This window comes from Mycobacterium sp. SMC-17 (assembly GCF_045310915.1).
Taxonomy (GTDB): Bacteria; Actinomycetota; Actinomycetes; order Mycobacteriales; family Mycobacteriaceae; genus Mycobacterium.
The window spans coordinates 178,324-193,397 of sequence record NZ_JBJIAK010000004.1 but is presented as its reverse complement, the minus strand read 5'-3'; the positions used below and the strand labels follow the sequence as shown (position 1 = coordinate 193,397).

Sequence of the window (15,074 nt, the reverse complement as noted above, 5' to 3'; positions counted from 1 at the left end):
CCCCTCGCACTACTGCCACACGACAATGTGGCAAAGCGTAGCGTGTCAGCCGCGTCGCCGGGGATATAGTCGGCAGGTCAATATCAGCGGGGTTCGTGCCCCGCCGTCTGATCGTCGTCACGCTGCGGTGCGCCGGCCTGTTCAGGCGCGTCCAGCACGCTCACCCCGATGCCGTAGGGCAGGAACCTGACCTTTCGGGACGGGTCGGTGTTGTTCTTGTTGGCCCGCAGGGCCTCCAGTTCGGAGGGGTAGACCTCTTCGACGTGCGCTCCGCCGTCCGCGGCGACGGTGTACACCACCCACACGCCGTCGCCGGTGTCGCCGGTGGTCTCGGGCTGCGTCGCGTGCCGCGGCGTCCGGGTCAGGTCGTTCACCACGTTGGCCCAGGCGGCACCGCGGCCGAGGCGGTCGAATACGCCCCGGATGCCCTCGCCCGTCTCGCGCAGGACGCGATCGAACTCTTCCGGATCGATGCCGAACGGGCCGTTGTTGCTCATACCGACCAGTGTGCGCGACATCGGCGACATCTGCCACGACGATCCGACAGGCCATCCCCTCGCAGCCGAACTCGGCGGTGGTGGACGATGGAGACATGCCGGTACCACAATCGCCGACCCGCGACGACCTCCTGGCCACCGTCGAGCGCTCGCCTGCCGCCACGGCAGCGCACGACAAGGCGGCCTGGGTGGATCTGTTCAGCGCCGACGGACGCGTCGAGGACCCTGCCGGTTCCCGGCCGCACGTCGGTCACCGTGCCATCGCACAGTTCTACGACACCTTCATCGGGCCGCGCACCATCGTGTTCCACCGCGACGCCGACATCGTGCTCGGCAACACCGTCGTGCGTGACCTCGAGCTCGAAGTGCACATGGGCACCCAGGTGCAGCTGCGCATCCCGGTCTATCTGCAGTACGACGTGGTGGCAGAGGGCTCCGACGCGTCGCTGAAAATTTCTCGGCTGCAAGCATTTTGGGAGCTGCCGGGCATGGTCGTGCAGTTCGTCCGGTGCGGCGCCGCGGCGCTGCCGGCGGGTTTGGGGCTCTCGGCGGCGCTGTTGCGCAACCAGGGCCCCGGCGGCGCGGTGGGTTTTCTCGGCGGGCTGCGCACCGGAGGGACAAGAGCAAAGCGTGCGTTGACGGGGCTGCTGGCCGATGCCGCGACGGGCGACGAGCTGGCGGTCAAGCGCCGGCTCAGTGAGCCGGTGCAGATCACCCGCGGCCCTGACGCCCGGCTCAGCGTGTCCGAACTGGTCGAAGAACTCGCCGGAACGCGCGTGCAGAAGGTCATTGCCGCAGGCCGGTACGTCCTGGCCGGCGTCCGACGGGACGGCTACCGCGGTGTGGTCATCGCGGAGCTGGGTATCGGGGGCCGGGGCATCGTCGGCCTGCGACTCTTTGCCGAATGAAGCCGCCAGTTGCCGCTGCTTCCGTCCCCGACATGAGAACGTAGTCACACCATGCCAGTGCAACCACAACACGAATACATGTCCTACGAGGAATTCGGTCGACGATTCTTCGAGGTCGCGGTCAGCGAGGAACGTGTCGCGGACGCGATCGGCGGCATCGCCGGTGAAGCCTTCGACATGGGTCCCATCGCCCAGGGCCCCGGCGGGCTCGCGAAGGTCACCGCGCGCGTGCAGATCAAACACCCCGTGGTGGCCAGGACGCTCGGTGAAGAAATCACCTTCGCAATCCGCATCCCGCTGGAAATCGACATGACGCTGGACCTGCGCATCGACCGGCCCCGGTTCATGGTGTTCGGCGAGATCAACCTGACCGCGACCGCGCGGGCCGCCCACCCGCTGCTCCTCGTCATCGACGTCAAGACGCCACGGTCGTCGGACATCGCCATCCACGTGACGTCGTCATCGATCCGGGCGGAGCTGTTGCGCATCGTTGCCAACGTCGACGGCGAGATCCGGCGCTTCATCGCCCAGCATGTGGCAGGCGAGATCAACAGCGCAGATGCCAAGGTCATCGACATCGGAACCCGGATTGCAAGCGCCTGGACGGGCGTCTGAGACGGCCGCGAGGCGGTAGCGGCAACCTGCTTCCCCTATGATGAGGACATCATGAAGAGCACATTCGGCGCCGCCATCGCAATTGCAGCTACCACCGTCGGAATCGTGGGCAGCCTCGTCGTGGCCGCTCCGGCCAGCGCAGATGCGGGCGTCGATGCCTTCAACAACGCGCTCAGCAACGCCGACATGATGCTGCCGAACGGGTCTGATCCGGTCGCGCTGGGCCAGTCGGTGTGCCCGATGCTCGCGCAGCCCGGCCAGACCCTGGCCGACGCGGCGGCCAAGGTCGCCGACACCTCGGGCATGTCGCTGGGCCCGGCCACGATGTTCACCGGCTTCGCGATCTCGTCGTTCTGCCCGGGCGTCGTCGGTGCGCTCGGACGCGGTGAATCGCCGCTGCCGCTCGGACTACTCGGCCTCGGATAACGCCGGGCTGGCGTCGAGCGGCGCCAGCACCGGGCGCTTCGGCTCGAGCCCCTTACCTCGAGAACTGCCCAGCGTGTGCCGCCACACCCACGGCATCAGCATGTTCTGGGCCCACATCAGCTGCGAATACATGCGCTCGCGCAGTCGCGGCAGGACGAGTTCACCCTCGACCTCGGCCCAGCGGTGATCGCTGCCGGGCAACTCCAGCGCCTCGGCGGCGGCGTCGGCGAACAGTTGATGGCCGTGCGGGGAGCCGTGAACCCGGTCGACGGCCCAGGTCGCGGGGTCCAGCATCGAGGTGGCCGTCGACAGGTCGACCAGCCGGAATCCGAAACGGGTCGAGTCGGCCCGGATCACCTCATTGATGCGGCGCAGCCGGCCGCTGAGCACCCGTCCCACCGGCAGGATGCGGGCGATGTCGGGAAACGTCGTCGTGACCACGGTCGCGCCGGTGGCGGCGAGTTCGGTATGCACGCGCCGCATGTCCTCGAGCGCCTTGTCGAAGCTGCGCACCGGCCGCGTGACGTCGTTCATCCCGATGCAGCTGGTGATCAGGTCGGGGTTCATGTCCCGGGCCAGCGGCAGCTGCCGGTCCAGTACGTCACTGATCCGACGGCCCCGCACCGCGAGGTTCGCGTATTGGAGTCCAGGCTGTAATGCGTTGAGTCGCCAGGCCAGGCGGTCGGCGAAACCGTGGATGCCGGTGTTGTCGTCGCCATCCAACAGGCCCTCGGTCTGGCTGTCGCCGAGCGCGACGTATCGGGAGTAGCCGATGGTCACGACCGTGACTGTAGTGAAGGATCGGCGGATCTTCAGCGCAGCGGATCAGCCTGGCCAGATCACGTCGAGCGGCCGGCCCACCACACTGAGTTGGTTGATCAGCTCGTCCAGGACGGCGCGCGGCAGGTCGAACCGCCATTCCGGCAGTGTCGCACCGACACGTACGACGCCCGGACCGACCTCCACCGAGGTCAGGGTCATGCCGTACGGCAGCTCGGGCAGCCGCACCGGGTACGCCGGGGCGAGTCCGGGCACCGGGACCCGGGCGGCGCCCAGCGTCAGGCCACGGGGCTTGAGCCACAACGTCTTGCCGTGCAGGTGAGGATCGACCTCGATGACCCCGGAGCGGAAGCGCGACAACCGGATTCGGGTGACCCCGTCGTCGCCGATCTCGGTGCGCACACGCGGTTCGGCGGCCCGGATCAGCTCGTCGAGCGAGTCGGACGGCACCTCCAACGTCACCTCGACGGGAGTGGCTGCCAACATCGGTGGCACCGAGGGCCGGATGTGCAGGTTGTTCAGCTTCGCCGAGACCGAATTCAGTTCGGTTCCCGCCCATTTCACCTTGTCCGCGGCGATGTTGACCGTGCCGATGTGGCCGACGGCGAAGATGCCGGCATCCCACCGGGAATCGAACTTGGTCACGGTGAAGGCCAGGTCGCTGGTGCTCATGCGGACGGTGATCCGGCGCCCGACCACCAGCGGCCGCACCGTCAGCAACGCCGTCCGATAGGCCGCGGCCGCCCCGGTGCTCACCGGCAGCACCGCGGCGGTCGACACCACCGAGGTGAACAGATCGAGCGGTCGGAGCGGGTCCCACCGGCGCGGCGGACGCGTCATGGGGTCCAGCATGCCCGTAGCTGCCGCCGGTGCACCACTCGGCATCCGGGGAACGGGCTCCCGGTAGCGTCGAGTCGTGGCTGAGTCTGATGAGCTGTACCGGCAGCGTGACCGAGCTGATTCGTTCGGCGGTGCCGCCCGGTCGTATGACCGGCACCGGCCCCGCTACCCGGAGGCCATGCTCGACGAACTGGTCGGGACCGGTTCGGTCCGGGTGCTCGACGTCGGCGCCGGAACCGGGATCGCGTCCCGGCAGCTGATCGCCCGCGGGGCGGAACTGGTTGCGCTGGAACCGGATCCGAGGATGGCCGAGATCGCCGCCGAGCACGGCGTCACCGTCGAGGTGGCCACTTTCGAGGACTGGGACGACGCCGGCCGGACCTTCGACGTGGTCCTGTTCGCCCAGTCGTTCCACTGGGTCGACCCGGCGGCGGCGCTGCCGAAGATTCGCCGGTTGCTCGCCCCGGGCGGCCGGCTGGCGCTGGCGTGGAACCGGCTGTTCCCGGTGCAGCCGTCGCGCCAGGATTTCGCGGAGGTGTACCGCGACTTCCTCGATGCCGCTTCACCTTTGGTGACCGGGACCCCCACCGGCGGGACCGGCTCGGGCATGGACAGCGCCGACGTGGTGGCCGACCTGGAGACCGCCGGATTCGCCGTGCAGCAGCTGACCTACGCCCGCGGTGAGCAGTACACCCGCGAGCAGTGGCTGGACCTCGTGTTCACCTACTCCAACCACCTGGTGCTGCCCGCCGACCGGGCCGCCGAGCTGCGGGCTCGGCTGGCGGCGGTGATCGGCGACGGCGGCGTGCAGGTCGGCGGAGACACGCTGCTGATCGTGGCGCAGCCGGCGTAGACGACGGCTAGTCCCGGAGGCGGCGGACGGGCCGGGTCTCGATGGCGTTGAGCGTCAGGGCGCGGCGCCGGATGCGCCAGCCGTCGCCGGTCGGGGCGTACTCGTCGTCGTACCGCAGGTGCCACACCAGATCGGTGACGTCCGAGTCGGCGCCGCGGGTCCAGTGGTGGGCGACGCACGTGATGCGGCCACGAGCGTGGTCGGTGGCGTCGGTGTAGACCTCACCGACGATCTCGTGCTGGGTGCGGACGACGCCCGACAGGGCGGCCATCGCGGCCCGGACCCCGTCTGGCCCGTGCTCGGGCCGTATCGGGTCCAGCGATCGGGGCGGGTCCGGGAGGACCAATTCCGCTGTGCTGGTGAAGAGTTCGACGACATCGTCGAACCGGCGGTCGTCGACGGCCGCGGCGTAGCGGTGCACCAGGTCGGTCAGCGCCAGCCGGTCGGCCACTGTCAGCGGCACGGTGTGAGCCCGAGCCGTTCGGCGCACGCCGACAACATGTCCCTGGCCTCGTCGATGTCGGTGACGGGCGGCATCGCCAGCACGATGCGGTCGGCGCCGAGCTCCGCGAGCCGGCCGGCACGATCGGCGTCGACCTTGGGCACCAGGTGTCCGAGGGAGAGTTCGAGGGCGTCGGGGTCCCGGCCGGTCCGCTCGGCCGACTCCCGCATCAGCGCGATCAACGCCGACAGTTCCGCGCCCGCGACGCCGAGCGGCTGCAAGCCGTCACCGCGCTGGCCGGCGCGGCGGGCCGCGGCCCGGCTGTGCCCGCCGATGTGGATCGGGATCGGCGAAACCGGCTTGGGATAGCAAGCGGCATGGGCGAATTCGAAGAACTCGCCGGAATGGGTGACGCCGTCCGGCTGATCCGACCACAGCAGCCGCAATACGTCGATCTGCTCGTCGGCGCGGCGGCCACGGGCGTCGAACGGGGCCCCGCACGCCTCGATCTCCTCGCGCAGCCAGCCCATGCCGACGGCCAGGCGAACACGACCGCCGGACAAGGCGTTCAAGGTGGCGACGCGCTTGGCCAACACCACCGGGTGATGGTTCGGCAGCACCAGCACGCCCGTCGCCAGGCCCAGTGTGCTCGTCTGCCCGGCGAGGAAAGCCAGCAGTTCCAGTGGATCCGGGACCGCACAGTCGGCGGGAATCTCCACGCGGCCCGAGGCGTCGTAGGGATACACGCTCGAGTACTCGGTGAGCAGCACCGTATGTTCCACGGCCACAATGGATTCGAAGCCACAGCTCTCCAGGTGGCGGGCGAACTGCGTCATCCAGACCGGATCGGCGGTGACTCCGGCCGCGACCGGTGCGACCACGGCGAACTTGGGTGACATCAGCGCCTCCGCTCGCCGCGGCGAATCTCTTCCCAGCACTGCAGCCGTGTCATCCCGGTCCGGTCCATGCATTCGCGGATCGGCGTCTCCTGTTCTGGCGCAGGCGCTTCGGTGGTGGTCGGGGTGGTCGGCGGCGTGGTGGTCTCGACCGTGACGGTGCTGGTGACCGTCGCCTCGGTCGGCTCGGCGGGAGGCTCGGTGGGCGCGACGGCCGATGTCGGGCTCGGTGGCGCCTCGGTGGCCGACGGTGTGGTGGTCGCCGGGGGAGCCGTTGTGGTCGTCGCTGCGGGACGCGGCGGTGCCGGCTGTTCATCCTTGGCGCGGGTGAACTCGATGGCCGCGAAGACCAGTGCGGCGATCAGCAGCACCGTGAGCACCACGGGCAGGATCAGCGACCGGCGGGACCGCGTGGATTTGTCCGGCTGCAGGACCTGCGTCCGGTCCGCCGCCGCGGGAGCCAGAATGGTGGCATCCGCGCCCGTCACGCCCAGCCCGTGCTGGAGGGCGCGGGCGAAATCGGCGCACTTGTCGAACCGGTCCTTGGGATCCTTGGCGAGTGCCTTGGCCAGCACCGGGTCCAGGGCGGCGAGATCGGGCCGGCTTTGTGAGAGCGACGGCGGGGGAGCGCTGAGGTGCTTGCCGATGATCACCGCGGCGTTGGAGTTCTCGAACGGCGGCGCCCCGGTGAAGAGCTGAAAAGCGGTGGCCGCCAACGCATATTGGTCGGCGCGGCCGTCGATGACGCTGCCGGTCAGCTGCTCCGGAGCGGCGTAGAACACGGTGCCGACGGTCATGTTCGTCGCGGTCAGCCCGGCGGAGTCGTTGGCGCACCGCGCAATGCCGAAGTCGGCCAACTTGATTCGGCGGCTCGCCGGATCGGTGTCACTGATCAGGATGTTGGCCGGCTTGACGTCGCGGTGCAGCAGATCGTGCTGGTGCGCGTAGTCGAGCGCGTCGGCGACGGCGCTGATGATCGCGACCGCCTGATCGTCGGATACGCCGCCGGCGCCGCGCAGCAGGCGGCTGACGTCGATGCCGTCGACGTACTCCATCGAGATCCACAACTGGCCGTCGAACTCGCCGCGGTCGTACACCCCGACGATGTTCGGATGCGACAACGCAGCGGTCAGGTCCGCCTCACGCAGGAACCGCTCGCGGAACTCCTGATTCGTGGACATCTCGGGACGCAGCACCTTGAGCGCGTCCTGCCTGGGCAGTCGCGGATGCTGGGCGACGTAGACCTCGCCCATGCCACCGGAACCCAGGCACCGGACGATGGTGTAGCCCGCGAAATCGGTCCCCTCGGCCATTGGCATTGGGGCATCGTAAACCGGACGGCTAGAGGTCCAGGGTCAGCGGTCCGTCGCCCTGCGCGCGCGACACACAGATCAGTGCCTGACCGGCCTCGCGTTCGGTCTCGGTCAGCAGGCCGTCCCTGTGGTCGACGGCGCCGGCGAGCACCTTCACCCGGCACGTGGCGCAGAAGCCCTGCTGGCACGAATACGGTGCGTGCACACCGGCTTTGATCAGCGCCGTCAGCAACGTCTCGTCGGCCGCGACGGCAACGGTCTGGCCCGTCGAGGCGACCTCGACCTTGAACTCCTGGCCATCGGTCACCGGAGGCGCGGCGAAGCGCTCGAAGTGCAGCTCGATGTCGTCCGCCCCGACCAGCCGGGTACGGATCGCATTGAGCATCGGCGCCGGGCCGCACGTGTACACCGAGGTGCCCGGCCGGCAGTCGCCCAGCAGATCGTCGGCCGTCGGCAGGCCGTCGACGTCGTCGGTGCGGATCTGCACCTTGTCGCCGAACCGTGTCAGCTCGTCCAGGAACGGCAGGCTGTCGCGGCTGCGGCCGACGTACAGCATCGACCAGTCGATGCCGAACTGTTCGGCACGCGCCAGCATGGGCAGGATCGGCGTGATACCGATACCGCCGGCGATGAACCGCAGCGTGCGGGTCGGCGACCCGAAGCCGGGCACCGCCAGCGGGAAGGCGTTGCGCGGTCCGTTGGTGGTGATCACGTCCCCGACCGCCAGCTGGTGCGCCTCGATGGAGCCACCGCCGCCATCGGGTATGCGCCGCACGGCAATTCGGTAGGCGCCCTGCTCGTCGGGATCGCCGCACAGCGAGTACTGGCGGATCAGACCGCTGGGCAGGTGGATGTCGAGATGCGAACCCGGGTGCCAGCGGGGAAGTTCCGACCCGTCGGCGCTGACGAACGTCAACGCCACCACGTCCTGGTCGTGCGCGACGACCTCACGGCCGGCGATCTTCAGCGCGATGGTGCGCTCGACGACAGCCGGTACCGGGGGCTTGCGTACCCGCGTCGATACCCAGAACGTGCTGCTGACGACGGCGTCGGCCACGGTCACCAGCAGGTCGTGCGGCAACAGGCCCATCACGCTGGGCGGCGCCAGACGTGACCGGAAGCGGCGCGCCCTCACAGGTGTGCGGCGCGGGCAGCGGGCGAGGCGGCCAGATACGCCACGGCCTGCGCGGTCGAGCCCATGTCTTCCGGGCTGTAGTTCGGCTTGAAGTACACCAGCGTCTGGGTCAGCAGCAGGTTCCGGTACTTCGGCAGGAGCCCCAGCTTCGAGTCGCGCATCCGCAGGCGCTGCGACTTCCACCAGCCGAGCTTGAGCTGCGGGTCGCTCTTGACCAGGAACCGCATGCCGCGCTGGAAGAACACGTACATCAGGACCGCCACCACGCTCATGGCGCGGATGCGGTCGAAGTAGCTGTTGCGGAAGTACACGGCGACCTCGTGGGCCACCGAGCGGTGCTCGACCTCCTCGGCGCCGTGCCAGCGGAACAGGTCCACCATGACGGGGTCGGCGTCGTAGTTGTCCCACGTGCAGTTCAAGACGAAGTCGCCGAGCACCGCGGTGTAGTGCTCGACGGCCGCGATGAACCACAGCCGCTCGATGAGGTTGTTCATCTTGCGGCGCGGGTCGTCCGTCTTGGCCGGAGCGAGGATCTCTTCGAAGACGAACTCGACCTGATCGAGCAACGGCGTGACATTCATGCCACTGCGCACCAGGTAGTCGTTCATGACGGTGTCGTGGGCCTCGGCGTGCATGGCCTCCTGGCCGATGAAGCCGCGGACGTCGTCGGCGAGTTTCGGATCCTTGATGAGCGGCAGCGCTTCGTTGAACGTCTCGATGAACCAGCGCTCACCCGCCGGAAGCAGGATGTTCAGCAGGTTCACCACGTGCGAGGCGACAGGGTGGCCGGGAATCCAGGACATCGGCTTGTCCGCGGTCTCGAAAGCCACGTTGCGGGCCTGGATCTGCACCGGACCCGGGTCTACCTCATGGGCGAAACGTTGTGGTCGCAGCATGGAACAGCTACCTCCGGATCCTCAAGCATCGTTGCGAGTGGACCCAGTGTAAGCGTTTTATGTGGGAACGGCGGTACTGGGTTTTGCCGTGAGACGACGAAACGGCATCCCAGCAGCCAGAACCTGTGTCTTGACCTGCTGGAATGCCGTCTCGGCAAAAGTTACATACCGGGGACCGACATGCCCGGCTGCGGGCCGACAGGCGTCGCCTGCACCGTCGTCACGCCGTTGGCGCCGACGTGCGGGCCCTGCGGAGCACCGGGCGCCCCTGCGGGAGCGCCGCCACCGGCCGCCGGCGCGCCGGCGGAGGCGTTCTCGACGGCCTTGGTGGTGCAGTTCAGCATGAGGATGACGCGGCCGTGGCTGCCCATCTTCTCCTGATCGACGATGCACTGGGCCTGCGGCACATCGCTGCCCACGGAGCCGCCGAAGGTGGCCTTCATGCCCTGGCTCTTCAGGATCGAGACGGCCCGCGCGTAGGACTCACCCACCACATTCATGGAGCTCGAGCCGCCGGGATCGGACGCGGCCACCGACGAGCCGAACATCGCAGTGGCACCCACAGCCACCGCACCTGCTGCCACGGCACTTACCGTCAGCATCTTCAGCTTCTTCACCTGACCTCCTCGAGTAACAGCGAAGATATCGCAGATGACGGGGTGGAGAAACTCGAATCAACTCAATCCGGGGGTCACCGCGTCACCCATCACCTGCGCCAACGCCGCCGCCCGGGGGTCGGAAAACAGGTCTTCGAGCAGGACCTGACGGCCGTCGGGACCGGCCAGCGGCACCCGCCAGTTCGGATATTCGTCGCTGGTGCCCGGCTGATTCTGGGTACGAACGTCACCGACGGCGTCGGGCAGAGCGAGTGCCAGCAGCCGTGACGGAGTGCGGGTCAGATAGCGATACAGGGCGAGGACGATCTGGTCGGCATCGATGGCATCGGGCGCGTTCGGTGGCAGCAGCCCCGCCGCCCGCAGGACGTCCAACCAGCGCTGCTGATCGGCGTGATCGGCCGCGGCCTCTTCCTCGAACGGGCGGGTCAGCAGGCCGAGATCGCGGCGCAGCCGCAGGTGCGCGCCGTCCAGATAGCCGGCCGTGGGCGGCAGATCGTGCGTCGTCACCGACGACAGGCAGTACTCGCGCCAGCGCGGCGCGGGCAACGGCCCGCCGTCCCGGTCGGCCTCGAACCACAGGATCGAGGTGCCCAGCAGGCCGCGGTCGCGCAGGTAGTCGCGAACCCACGGCTCGACGGTCCCCAGATCCTCGCCGACCACCACGGCGCCGGCCCGGTGCGCCTCCAGCGCGAGCACGCCGATCATCGCCTCGTGGTCGTAGTGGACATAGGTGCCGTCGACCGGCGTCGCGCCGTCCGGAATCCACCACAGCCGGAACAGGCCGATGATGTGGTCGATCCGGACGCCGCCGGCGTGCCGCAGCACCGCCCTGACCACGTCGCGGAATGGCTCGTAGGCCCGCTCGACGAGTTGGTCGGGGCGCCACGGCGGCTGCGACCAGTCCTGCCCCAGCTGATTGAACTCGTCCGGGGGCGCGCCGGCCGACACTCCGGTGGCCAGCACATCCTGCAACGCCCAGGCGTCGGCGCCGCCGGGATGCACGCCCACCGCCAGATCGTGGACGATGCCCAGGGACATGCCGGTCTGTACCGCGGTGGCCTGCGCGGCGGTCAGCTGGTCGTCGAGCTGCCATTGCAGCCACCGGTGGAAATCGATCCGGTTGCTGTGCTTTTCGGCGAAGGCCCGGACCGCGGGGTGGTCGGGGTGCTGAAACTCCGCGGGCCAGTCACGCCAGTCGTCGCCGTGCTTCTCAGCCAGGACGCACCACGTCGCGAAGTCGTCGAGCGCGCGACCGGTCCGCTTGCGGTACCCGTCGTACGCCACCGCGCGGCCCGCCGAGCGGTCGGCGCGGTACACCTCCTTGAGCGCGTTGCGCTTGGACTTCCAGGCCGCGTCGCGATCGATGAACTCGTTCTTGTCGGCGCGGGCCTGGGCATCGGACCGGGCCTTGCGCAGCGTCGCCGGTGTGCGGATGGCGGTGTATTCCGGGATCGCCTGCACCCGCAGATACAGCGGATTGGCGAACTGCCGCGACGTCGGCAGATACGGCGACGGCTCCATGGGGGCGACCGGCTCCGCCGCATGCAGGGGATTGGCCAGGATGAAATCGGCGTGGTGTCGGGTGGCCGACCATACGGCCAGGTCGGTCAGGTCGGTGAGATCGCCTGTGCCCCAAGACTGTTTCGACCGCACGCTGTACAGCTGGGTGGCCAGGCCCCAGGCCCGCGAGTTGCCCAGCCGGCTCGGCAGCGTCAAGGCATCCGGGGTGACGATGAGGACCGCGTCGGCATCGGCGGAGGAGCCGGCCTGGACATGCAGCCGGTGATAGCCCAGCGGGAGGTCGTCGGGCAGCTCGAAGGTCGCTTCCCCGACCAGGCGACCGTCCAGATTGAACGGCGGACGGTTGTTCTCCAGCTGACGCAGCCCGGCCCGCACCGAGCCGTCTTCCAGCCGGATCCAGATGCCGACGGGCGCGCCATGGGTGACGTGCACCCAGAAGCTGGACGGCCGGCCGGACCGGGCGACGATGGTCGGGGACAGGGTGCGCTGCCAGTACGCGCGCTCGTGCTCGGCCAGGGCTGCCACGCGGGCGTCCTCGGAGTCGGCCGATACTCCGAGCGCAGCGAGCACCGCGACCAGCGTCGAAGCGGGGACGGCGTGCTGCCGATTGCTCCAGTCGACGTAGTCGGTGGCCACACCGTGGCGTCGGGCGAGCTCGACGAGCGACGCGGTGCGATCAGTCATGCGCGCCATCTTGCCGGGATCCGGCGCACCATGGGAGGTGAGCGCGTTTCCGGCCGGCAGACAGAACATGGCCGGTTACGCTGCGCGCGGAGGTGTCGACGTGAGTTCCGACCTGCTGTCCGACGTGCTGCCGACGATGCTGCACGACCCGGTCTCGTACGCCATCCCGTTCTTCGTGGTGGCACTGCTGCTGGAGTGGGGCGCGGCCCGCAAGCTCGCCCACGACGAGCAGCGACCGCCGGCCGGTGCCTACCTGCGCGCCGACGCGTGGGCGAGCATCTGGATGGGCGCGGTGTCGCTGTTCACCAGCGGAGTACTGAATTTCCTTGCGCTGGTCGGCTATGCGGCCCTGTACGTGTACGTCGCACCGTGGCACCTGCCCGGCAATGCCTGGTACACGTGGGTGATCGGGATTCTCGGCGTCGACCTGATCTACTACACCTACCACCGGATGGCCCACCGGGTCCGGCTGTTCTGGGCCACGCATCAGGCGCACCATTCCAGCGAGTACTTCAATCTGTCCACTGCGCTGCGGCAGAAGTGGAATCCGTCCGGTGACCTGCTGATGAAGGCGATACTGCCGGCGCTGGGTGTCCCGCCGTGGATCGTGTTCGCCAGTTTTTCGGCGAATCTGGTGTACCAGTACTGGATTCACACCGAGCGCATCGGAAAACTCTGGCGGCCAATTGAATACGTCTTCAACACGCCGTCGCACCATCGGGTTCATCATGGCCGCGACCAGCAGTACCTGGACAAGAACTACGGCGGCATCCTGATCATCTGGGACCGGATGTTCGGCAGCTTCACGCCGGAGACCAGTAGGCCCAACTATGGATTGACCAAACCTGTTGGTACGTACGATATCTGGAAGTTGCAGACGCACGAGTACGTCACCATGGTGCGAGATGTACGCCGGGCCAAGGGATTCGGTGATCGTCTGGGTTATGTGTTCGGGCCACCCGGGTGGCGGCCGGGTGGCCCGGAGTCCGCCTCCATCCGCTGACAGGGGCGTCAACGCTGTCAGGATGCTGTGGTTGCCGCGCGCTAACTCATTGTTCGCCAACTGTTTTGATTTCGGCGAGCGCAAACACTGGCGTTCCCCGGAACCGTCGGTACTGTCGGTGAGCGACAGGTGAACCGAACCAAAGGAGCTTGGACTTATGGGTGACACACTTCAGAAGGGCGAGAAGCTCGAGGTCGGCCAGTCGTTGACGTCGAACAACGGTGCCTACCGGCTGGTCCTGCAGGACGACGGCAACCTGGTGCTGTACGCAGGGGAGCAGTCCGTGTGGGCCACCGCCACCGACGGCCAGGACGTGCAGCGCGCCGAGGTGCAGGAGGACGGGAACTTCGTGCTGTACACCCCGGACAAACCGGTATGGGCCAGCCAGACCGCCGGCGCCGACAACGTCCGCCTCGTACTGCAGGACGACCGCAACCTGGTGCTGTACAGCGGTGACGATGCCAAGTGGTCGTCCGAGACCCACACCGACGAGGTGCCCGCCGCGCCGGTCGAGGCCGCCCCGGAGCCCGAGGTCGCTGCCGAGCCCGTGGCAGTCGAGGTCGTGGCTGAGCCTGAGCCTGAGCCCGAGCCCGCCCCGGCGCCCGCTCCCGAGCCCGAGGTGCCCGCGGCGCGTACCTACACCGTGCAGTCCGGCGACACCCTGTGGGCCATCGCCGAGCAGTTCTACGGTGACGGCAACCGCTACCCGGAGATTGCCGGCGCCAGCGGCATCGACAACCCGGACCTGATCCAGCCCGGTCAGCTGCTGACCATTCCCTGACTCGGAGGGACCTGGCGGCCCGGATCGAAAGATCCGGGCCGCCAGTGCATTTCATGGGACGCGCTCGTTTGCTGGTGGCGGCGGGTGCCGGCCGCGGCCGAGCGGGGGCTTAACCGTCCCTCCTGCGGGTTCGCACGGTAGGCTGGCGCGACGTCCGTCCCGATGTGATGGGAGAAGGTCATGTTTGTGGGGGGTTTGCGTGCCGCGGCGGTAGCTGCGGTCGCTGCGCCGTTGTTCGCCCTCGGTGGTCCGGTGCCGGTCGCATCGGCCGATCCCGGCGTGCTCGTCTACCCGGGCATGGAGATTCATCAGGGCACCACGCGCTGCACGCTGGGCTATGTGGATCCGGCGGCCCGAACCGGCTACACCGCAGGTCACTGCCGCGGTGACGGCCCGGTGACCGACAAGAACGGCCGCTTCATCGGCACCATGATCACGTTCCGGGACAACACACCCGACGGCGCCACCATCGCAACCGACCACCAGATCTCGGATTGGGAGTCCATCACCATCGCCGGCGACGTCATGGTCAACAACATCCTGCCGGGAGGCCGGGTACTGGTCACCGATCCCGCGGTGAATCCGCAGCAGGGTGCACCGGTCTGCCACTTCGGCGTCGTCACCGGTGAAACCTGCGGCACCGTCGATGCGGTGAACAACGGGTGGTTCACCATGACCAACGGCATCGTCAGTCAGAAGGGCGATTCCGGCGGGCCGGTCTACACCGTCACTCCCGACAATCGTGCGGTGCTGGTGGGCGTCTTCAACAGCACCTGGGGGCATTTCCCCGCCGCAGTCTCGTGGAGCGCCACGGACCAGCAGACGGGCGACGCTGTGGTGCAGCAGGCTGCCGGAGCCTGAGCCGCG

General features: G+C 68.5%; 17 protein-coding genes. 7 read left to right on the top strand and 10 right to left on the bottom strand.

The genetic code is table 11. The features are described 5' to 3' along the window. Window positions 1-83 precede the first annotated feature (83 nt). Window positions 84-497, bottom strand: coding sequence for a hypothetical protein (locus ACJH7A_RS04760; protein ID WP_212814785.1), 414 nt, complete (start codon window positions 495-497; stop codon window positions 84-86). A gap of 95 nt (window positions 498-592) precedes the next feature. On the opposite strand from ACJH7A_RS04760, the gene ACJH7A_RS04755 reads away from it, so the two are divergent. Genes ACJH7A_RS04755 through ACJH7A_RS04745 form a run of 3 tightly spaced genes read left to right on the top strand, consistent with a single transcriptional unit; the run spans window position 593 to window position 2,446 of the window. Next, window positions 593-1,405: a nuclear transport factor 2 family protein gene (locus tag ACJH7A_RS04755; RefSeq protein WP_212814343.1), complete on the top strand. Its 813-nt coding sequence runs from the start codon at window positions 593-595 to the stop codon at window positions 1,403-1,405. 51 nt (window positions 1,406-1,456) lie between these two features. Beyond that, entirely contained in the window at window positions 1,457-2,020 is a 564-nt protein-coding gene (locus tag ACJH7A_RS04750; protein WP_212814345.1) for a hypothetical protein, read from the top strand. A gap of 51 nt (window positions 2,021-2,071) precedes the next feature. Next, window positions 2,072-2,446, top strand: a complete 375-nt coding sequence (locus ACJH7A_RS04745; RefSeq protein WP_212814347.1) for a DUF732 domain-containing protein — start codon at window positions 2,072-2,074, stop codon at window positions 2,444-2,446. On the opposite strand, the gene ACJH7A_RS04740 is transcribed toward ACJH7A_RS04745, so the two are convergent. Then, complete coding sequence (locus ACJH7A_RS04740; RefSeq protein ID WP_212814349.1) at window positions 2,429-3,226, bottom strand: SGNH/GDSL hydrolase family protein; 798 nt, start codon at window positions 3,224-3,226, stop codon at window positions 2,429-2,431. The two genes, ACJH7A_RS04745 and ACJH7A_RS04740, sit on opposite strands and share 18 nt — an antisense overlap. A 45-nt stretch (window positions 3,227-3,271) precedes the next feature. Continuing rightward, on the bottom strand, window positions 3,272-4,066 hold the full coding sequence (locus ACJH7A_RS04735; RefSeq protein ID WP_244872885.1) for an LmeA family phospholipid-binding protein: 795 nt from the start codon (window positions 4,064-4,066) through the stop codon (window positions 3,272-3,274). Between the two features lie 94 nt (window positions 4,067-4,160). On the opposite strand from ACJH7A_RS04735, the gene ACJH7A_RS04730 reads away from it, so the two are divergent. Further along, window positions 4,161-4,919 (top strand): bifunctional 2-polyprenyl-6-hydroxyphenol methylase/3-demethylubiquinol 3-O-methyltransferase UbiG, encoded by a 759-nt coding sequence (locus tag ACJH7A_RS04730; RefSeq protein ID WP_212814786.1) that lies wholly within the window; start codon window positions 4,161-4,163, stop codon window positions 4,917-4,919. A 7-nt stretch (window positions 4,920-4,926) separates the two neighbouring features. Here ACJH7A_RS04730 and ACJH7A_RS04725 read toward each other — a convergent pair whose 3' ends face one another. The 7 genes from ACJH7A_RS04725 to malQ all read right to left on the bottom strand — a co-directional run bounded on the left by ACJH7A_RS04725 (window position 4,927) and on the right by malQ (window position 12,423). Beyond that, window positions 4,927-5,382 (bottom strand): nuclear transport factor 2 family protein, encoded by a 456-nt coding sequence (locus ACJH7A_RS04725; RefSeq protein ID WP_212814353.1) that lies wholly within the window; start codon window positions 5,380-5,382, stop codon window positions 4,927-4,929. Further along, window positions 5,373-6,260: an LLM class F420-dependent oxidoreductase gene (locus ACJH7A_RS04720; protein ID WP_212814355.1), complete on the bottom strand. Its 888-nt coding sequence runs from the start codon at window positions 6,258-6,260 to the stop codon at window positions 5,373-5,375. The genes ACJH7A_RS04725 and ACJH7A_RS04720 overlap by 10 nt, the downstream gene beginning before the upstream one ends. Further along, on the bottom strand, window positions 6,260-7,576 hold the full coding sequence (locus ACJH7A_RS04715) for a serine/threonine-protein kinase (RefSeq protein WP_406774841.1): 1,317 nt from the start codon (window positions 7,574-7,576) through the stop codon (window positions 6,260-6,262). The genes ACJH7A_RS04720 and ACJH7A_RS04715 overlap by 1 nt, the downstream gene beginning before the upstream one ends. A gap of 22 nt (window positions 7,577-7,598) precedes the next feature. Further along, the gene (locus ACJH7A_RS04710; RefSeq protein ID WP_406801493.1) at window positions 7,599-8,660 is read right to left on the bottom strand and encodes a PDR/VanB family oxidoreductase; all 1,062 of its coding nucleotides are present in this window, start codon (window positions 8,658-8,660) and stop codon (window positions 7,599-7,601) included. Between the two features lie 41 nt (window positions 8,661-8,701). After that, window positions 8,702-9,601, bottom strand: a complete 900-nt coding sequence (locus ACJH7A_RS04705; protein WP_212814360.1) for a metal-dependent hydrolase — start codon at window positions 9,599-9,601, stop codon at window positions 8,702-8,704. Between the two features lie 161 nt (window positions 9,602-9,762). Continuing rightward, a complete protein-coding gene (locus ACJH7A_RS04700; RefSeq protein WP_406801484.1) occupies window positions 9,763-10,218 on the bottom strand; it encodes a hypothetical protein in 456 nt (151 codons plus the stop codon). A 57-nt stretch (window positions 10,219-10,275) separates the two neighbouring features. Continuing rightward, on the bottom strand, window positions 10,276-12,423 hold the full coding sequence (gene malQ / locus ACJH7A_RS04695) for a 4-alpha-glucanotransferase (RefSeq protein WP_073697514.1): 2,148 nt from the start codon (window positions 12,421-12,423) through the stop codon (window positions 10,276-10,278). Between the two features lie 136 nt (window positions 12,424-12,559). Here malQ and ACJH7A_RS04690 point away from each other — a divergent pair, with 136 nt between their 5' ends. The 3 genes from ACJH7A_RS04690 (at window position 12,560) to ACJH7A_RS04680 (ending at window position 15,068) form a co-directional block, all read left to right on the top strand. Continuing rightward, window positions 12,560-13,426, top strand: a complete 867-nt coding sequence (locus tag ACJH7A_RS04690) for a sterol desaturase family protein (RefSeq protein ID WP_406801492.1) — start codon at window positions 12,560-12,562, stop codon at window positions 13,424-13,426. A gap of 157 nt (window positions 13,427-13,583) precedes the next feature. After that, the gene (locus ACJH7A_RS04685; RefSeq protein ID WP_073697468.1) at window positions 13,584-14,207 is read left to right on the top strand and encodes a LysM peptidoglycan-binding domain-containing protein; all 624 of its coding nucleotides are present in this window, start codon (window positions 13,584-13,586) and stop codon (window positions 14,205-14,207) included. Window positions 14,208-14,387: 180 nt separating this feature from the next. Continuing rightward, entirely contained in the window at window positions 14,388-15,068 is a 681-nt protein-coding gene (locus tag ACJH7A_RS04680; protein WP_073697469.1) for a hypothetical protein, read from the top strand. Window positions 15,069-15,074 lie beyond the last annotated feature (6 nt).

Bases quoted from the DNA above. Each gene is read 5' to 3' on its own strand.
- ACJH7A_RS04705 (WP_212814360.1), bottom strand. From the start codon at position 9,601: ATGCTGCGACCACAACGTTTCGCCCATGAGGTAGACCCGGGTCCGGTG.
- ACJH7A_RS04710 (WP_406801493.1), bottom strand. From the start codon at position 8,660: ATGGGCCTGTTGCCGCACGACCTGCTGGTGACCGTGGCCGACGCCGTC.
- ACJH7A_RS04690 (WP_406801492.1), top strand. From the start codon at position 12,560: ATGCTGCACGACCCGGTCTCGTACGCCATCCCGTTCTTCGTGGTGGCA.
- ACJH7A_RS04720 (WP_212814355.1), bottom strand. From the start codon at position 6,260: ATGTCACCCAAGTTCGCCGTGGTCGCACCGGTCGCGGCCGGAGTCACC.
- ACJH7A_RS04745 (WP_212814347.1), top strand. From the start codon at position 2,072: ATGAAGAGCACATTCGGCGCCGCCATCGCAATTGCAGCTACCACCGTC.
- ACJH7A_RS04680 (WP_073697469.1), top strand. From the start codon at position 14,388: ATGTTTGTGGGGGGTTTGCGTGCCGCGGCGGTAGCTGCGGTCGCTGCG.
- malQ (WP_073697514.1), bottom strand. From the start codon at position 12,423: ATGACTGATCGCACCGCGTCGCTCGTCGAGCTCGCCCGACGCCACGGT.
- ACJH7A_RS04685 (WP_073697468.1), top strand. From the start codon at position 13,584: ATGGGTGACACACTTCAGAAGGGCGAGAAGCTCGAGGTCGGCCAGTCG.
- ACJH7A_RS04735 (WP_244872885.1), bottom strand. From the start codon at position 4,066: ATGACGCGTCCGCCGCGCCGGTGGGACCCGCTCCGACCGCTCGATCTG.
- ACJH7A_RS04750 (WP_212814345.1), top strand. From the start codon at position 1,457: ATGCCAGTGCAACCACAACACGAATACATGTCCTACGAGGAATTCGGT.
- ACJH7A_RS04755 (WP_212814343.1), top strand. From the start codon at position 593: ATGCCGGTACCACAATCGCCGACCCGCGACGACCTCCTGGCCACCGTC.
- ACJH7A_RS04715 (WP_406774841.1), bottom strand. From the start codon at position 7,576: ATGCCAATGGCCGAGGGGACCGATTTCGCGGGCTACACCATCGTCCGG.
- ACJH7A_RS04760 (WP_212814785.1), bottom strand. From the start codon at position 497: ATGAGCAACAACGGCCCGTTCGGCATCGATCCGGAAGAGTTCGATCGC.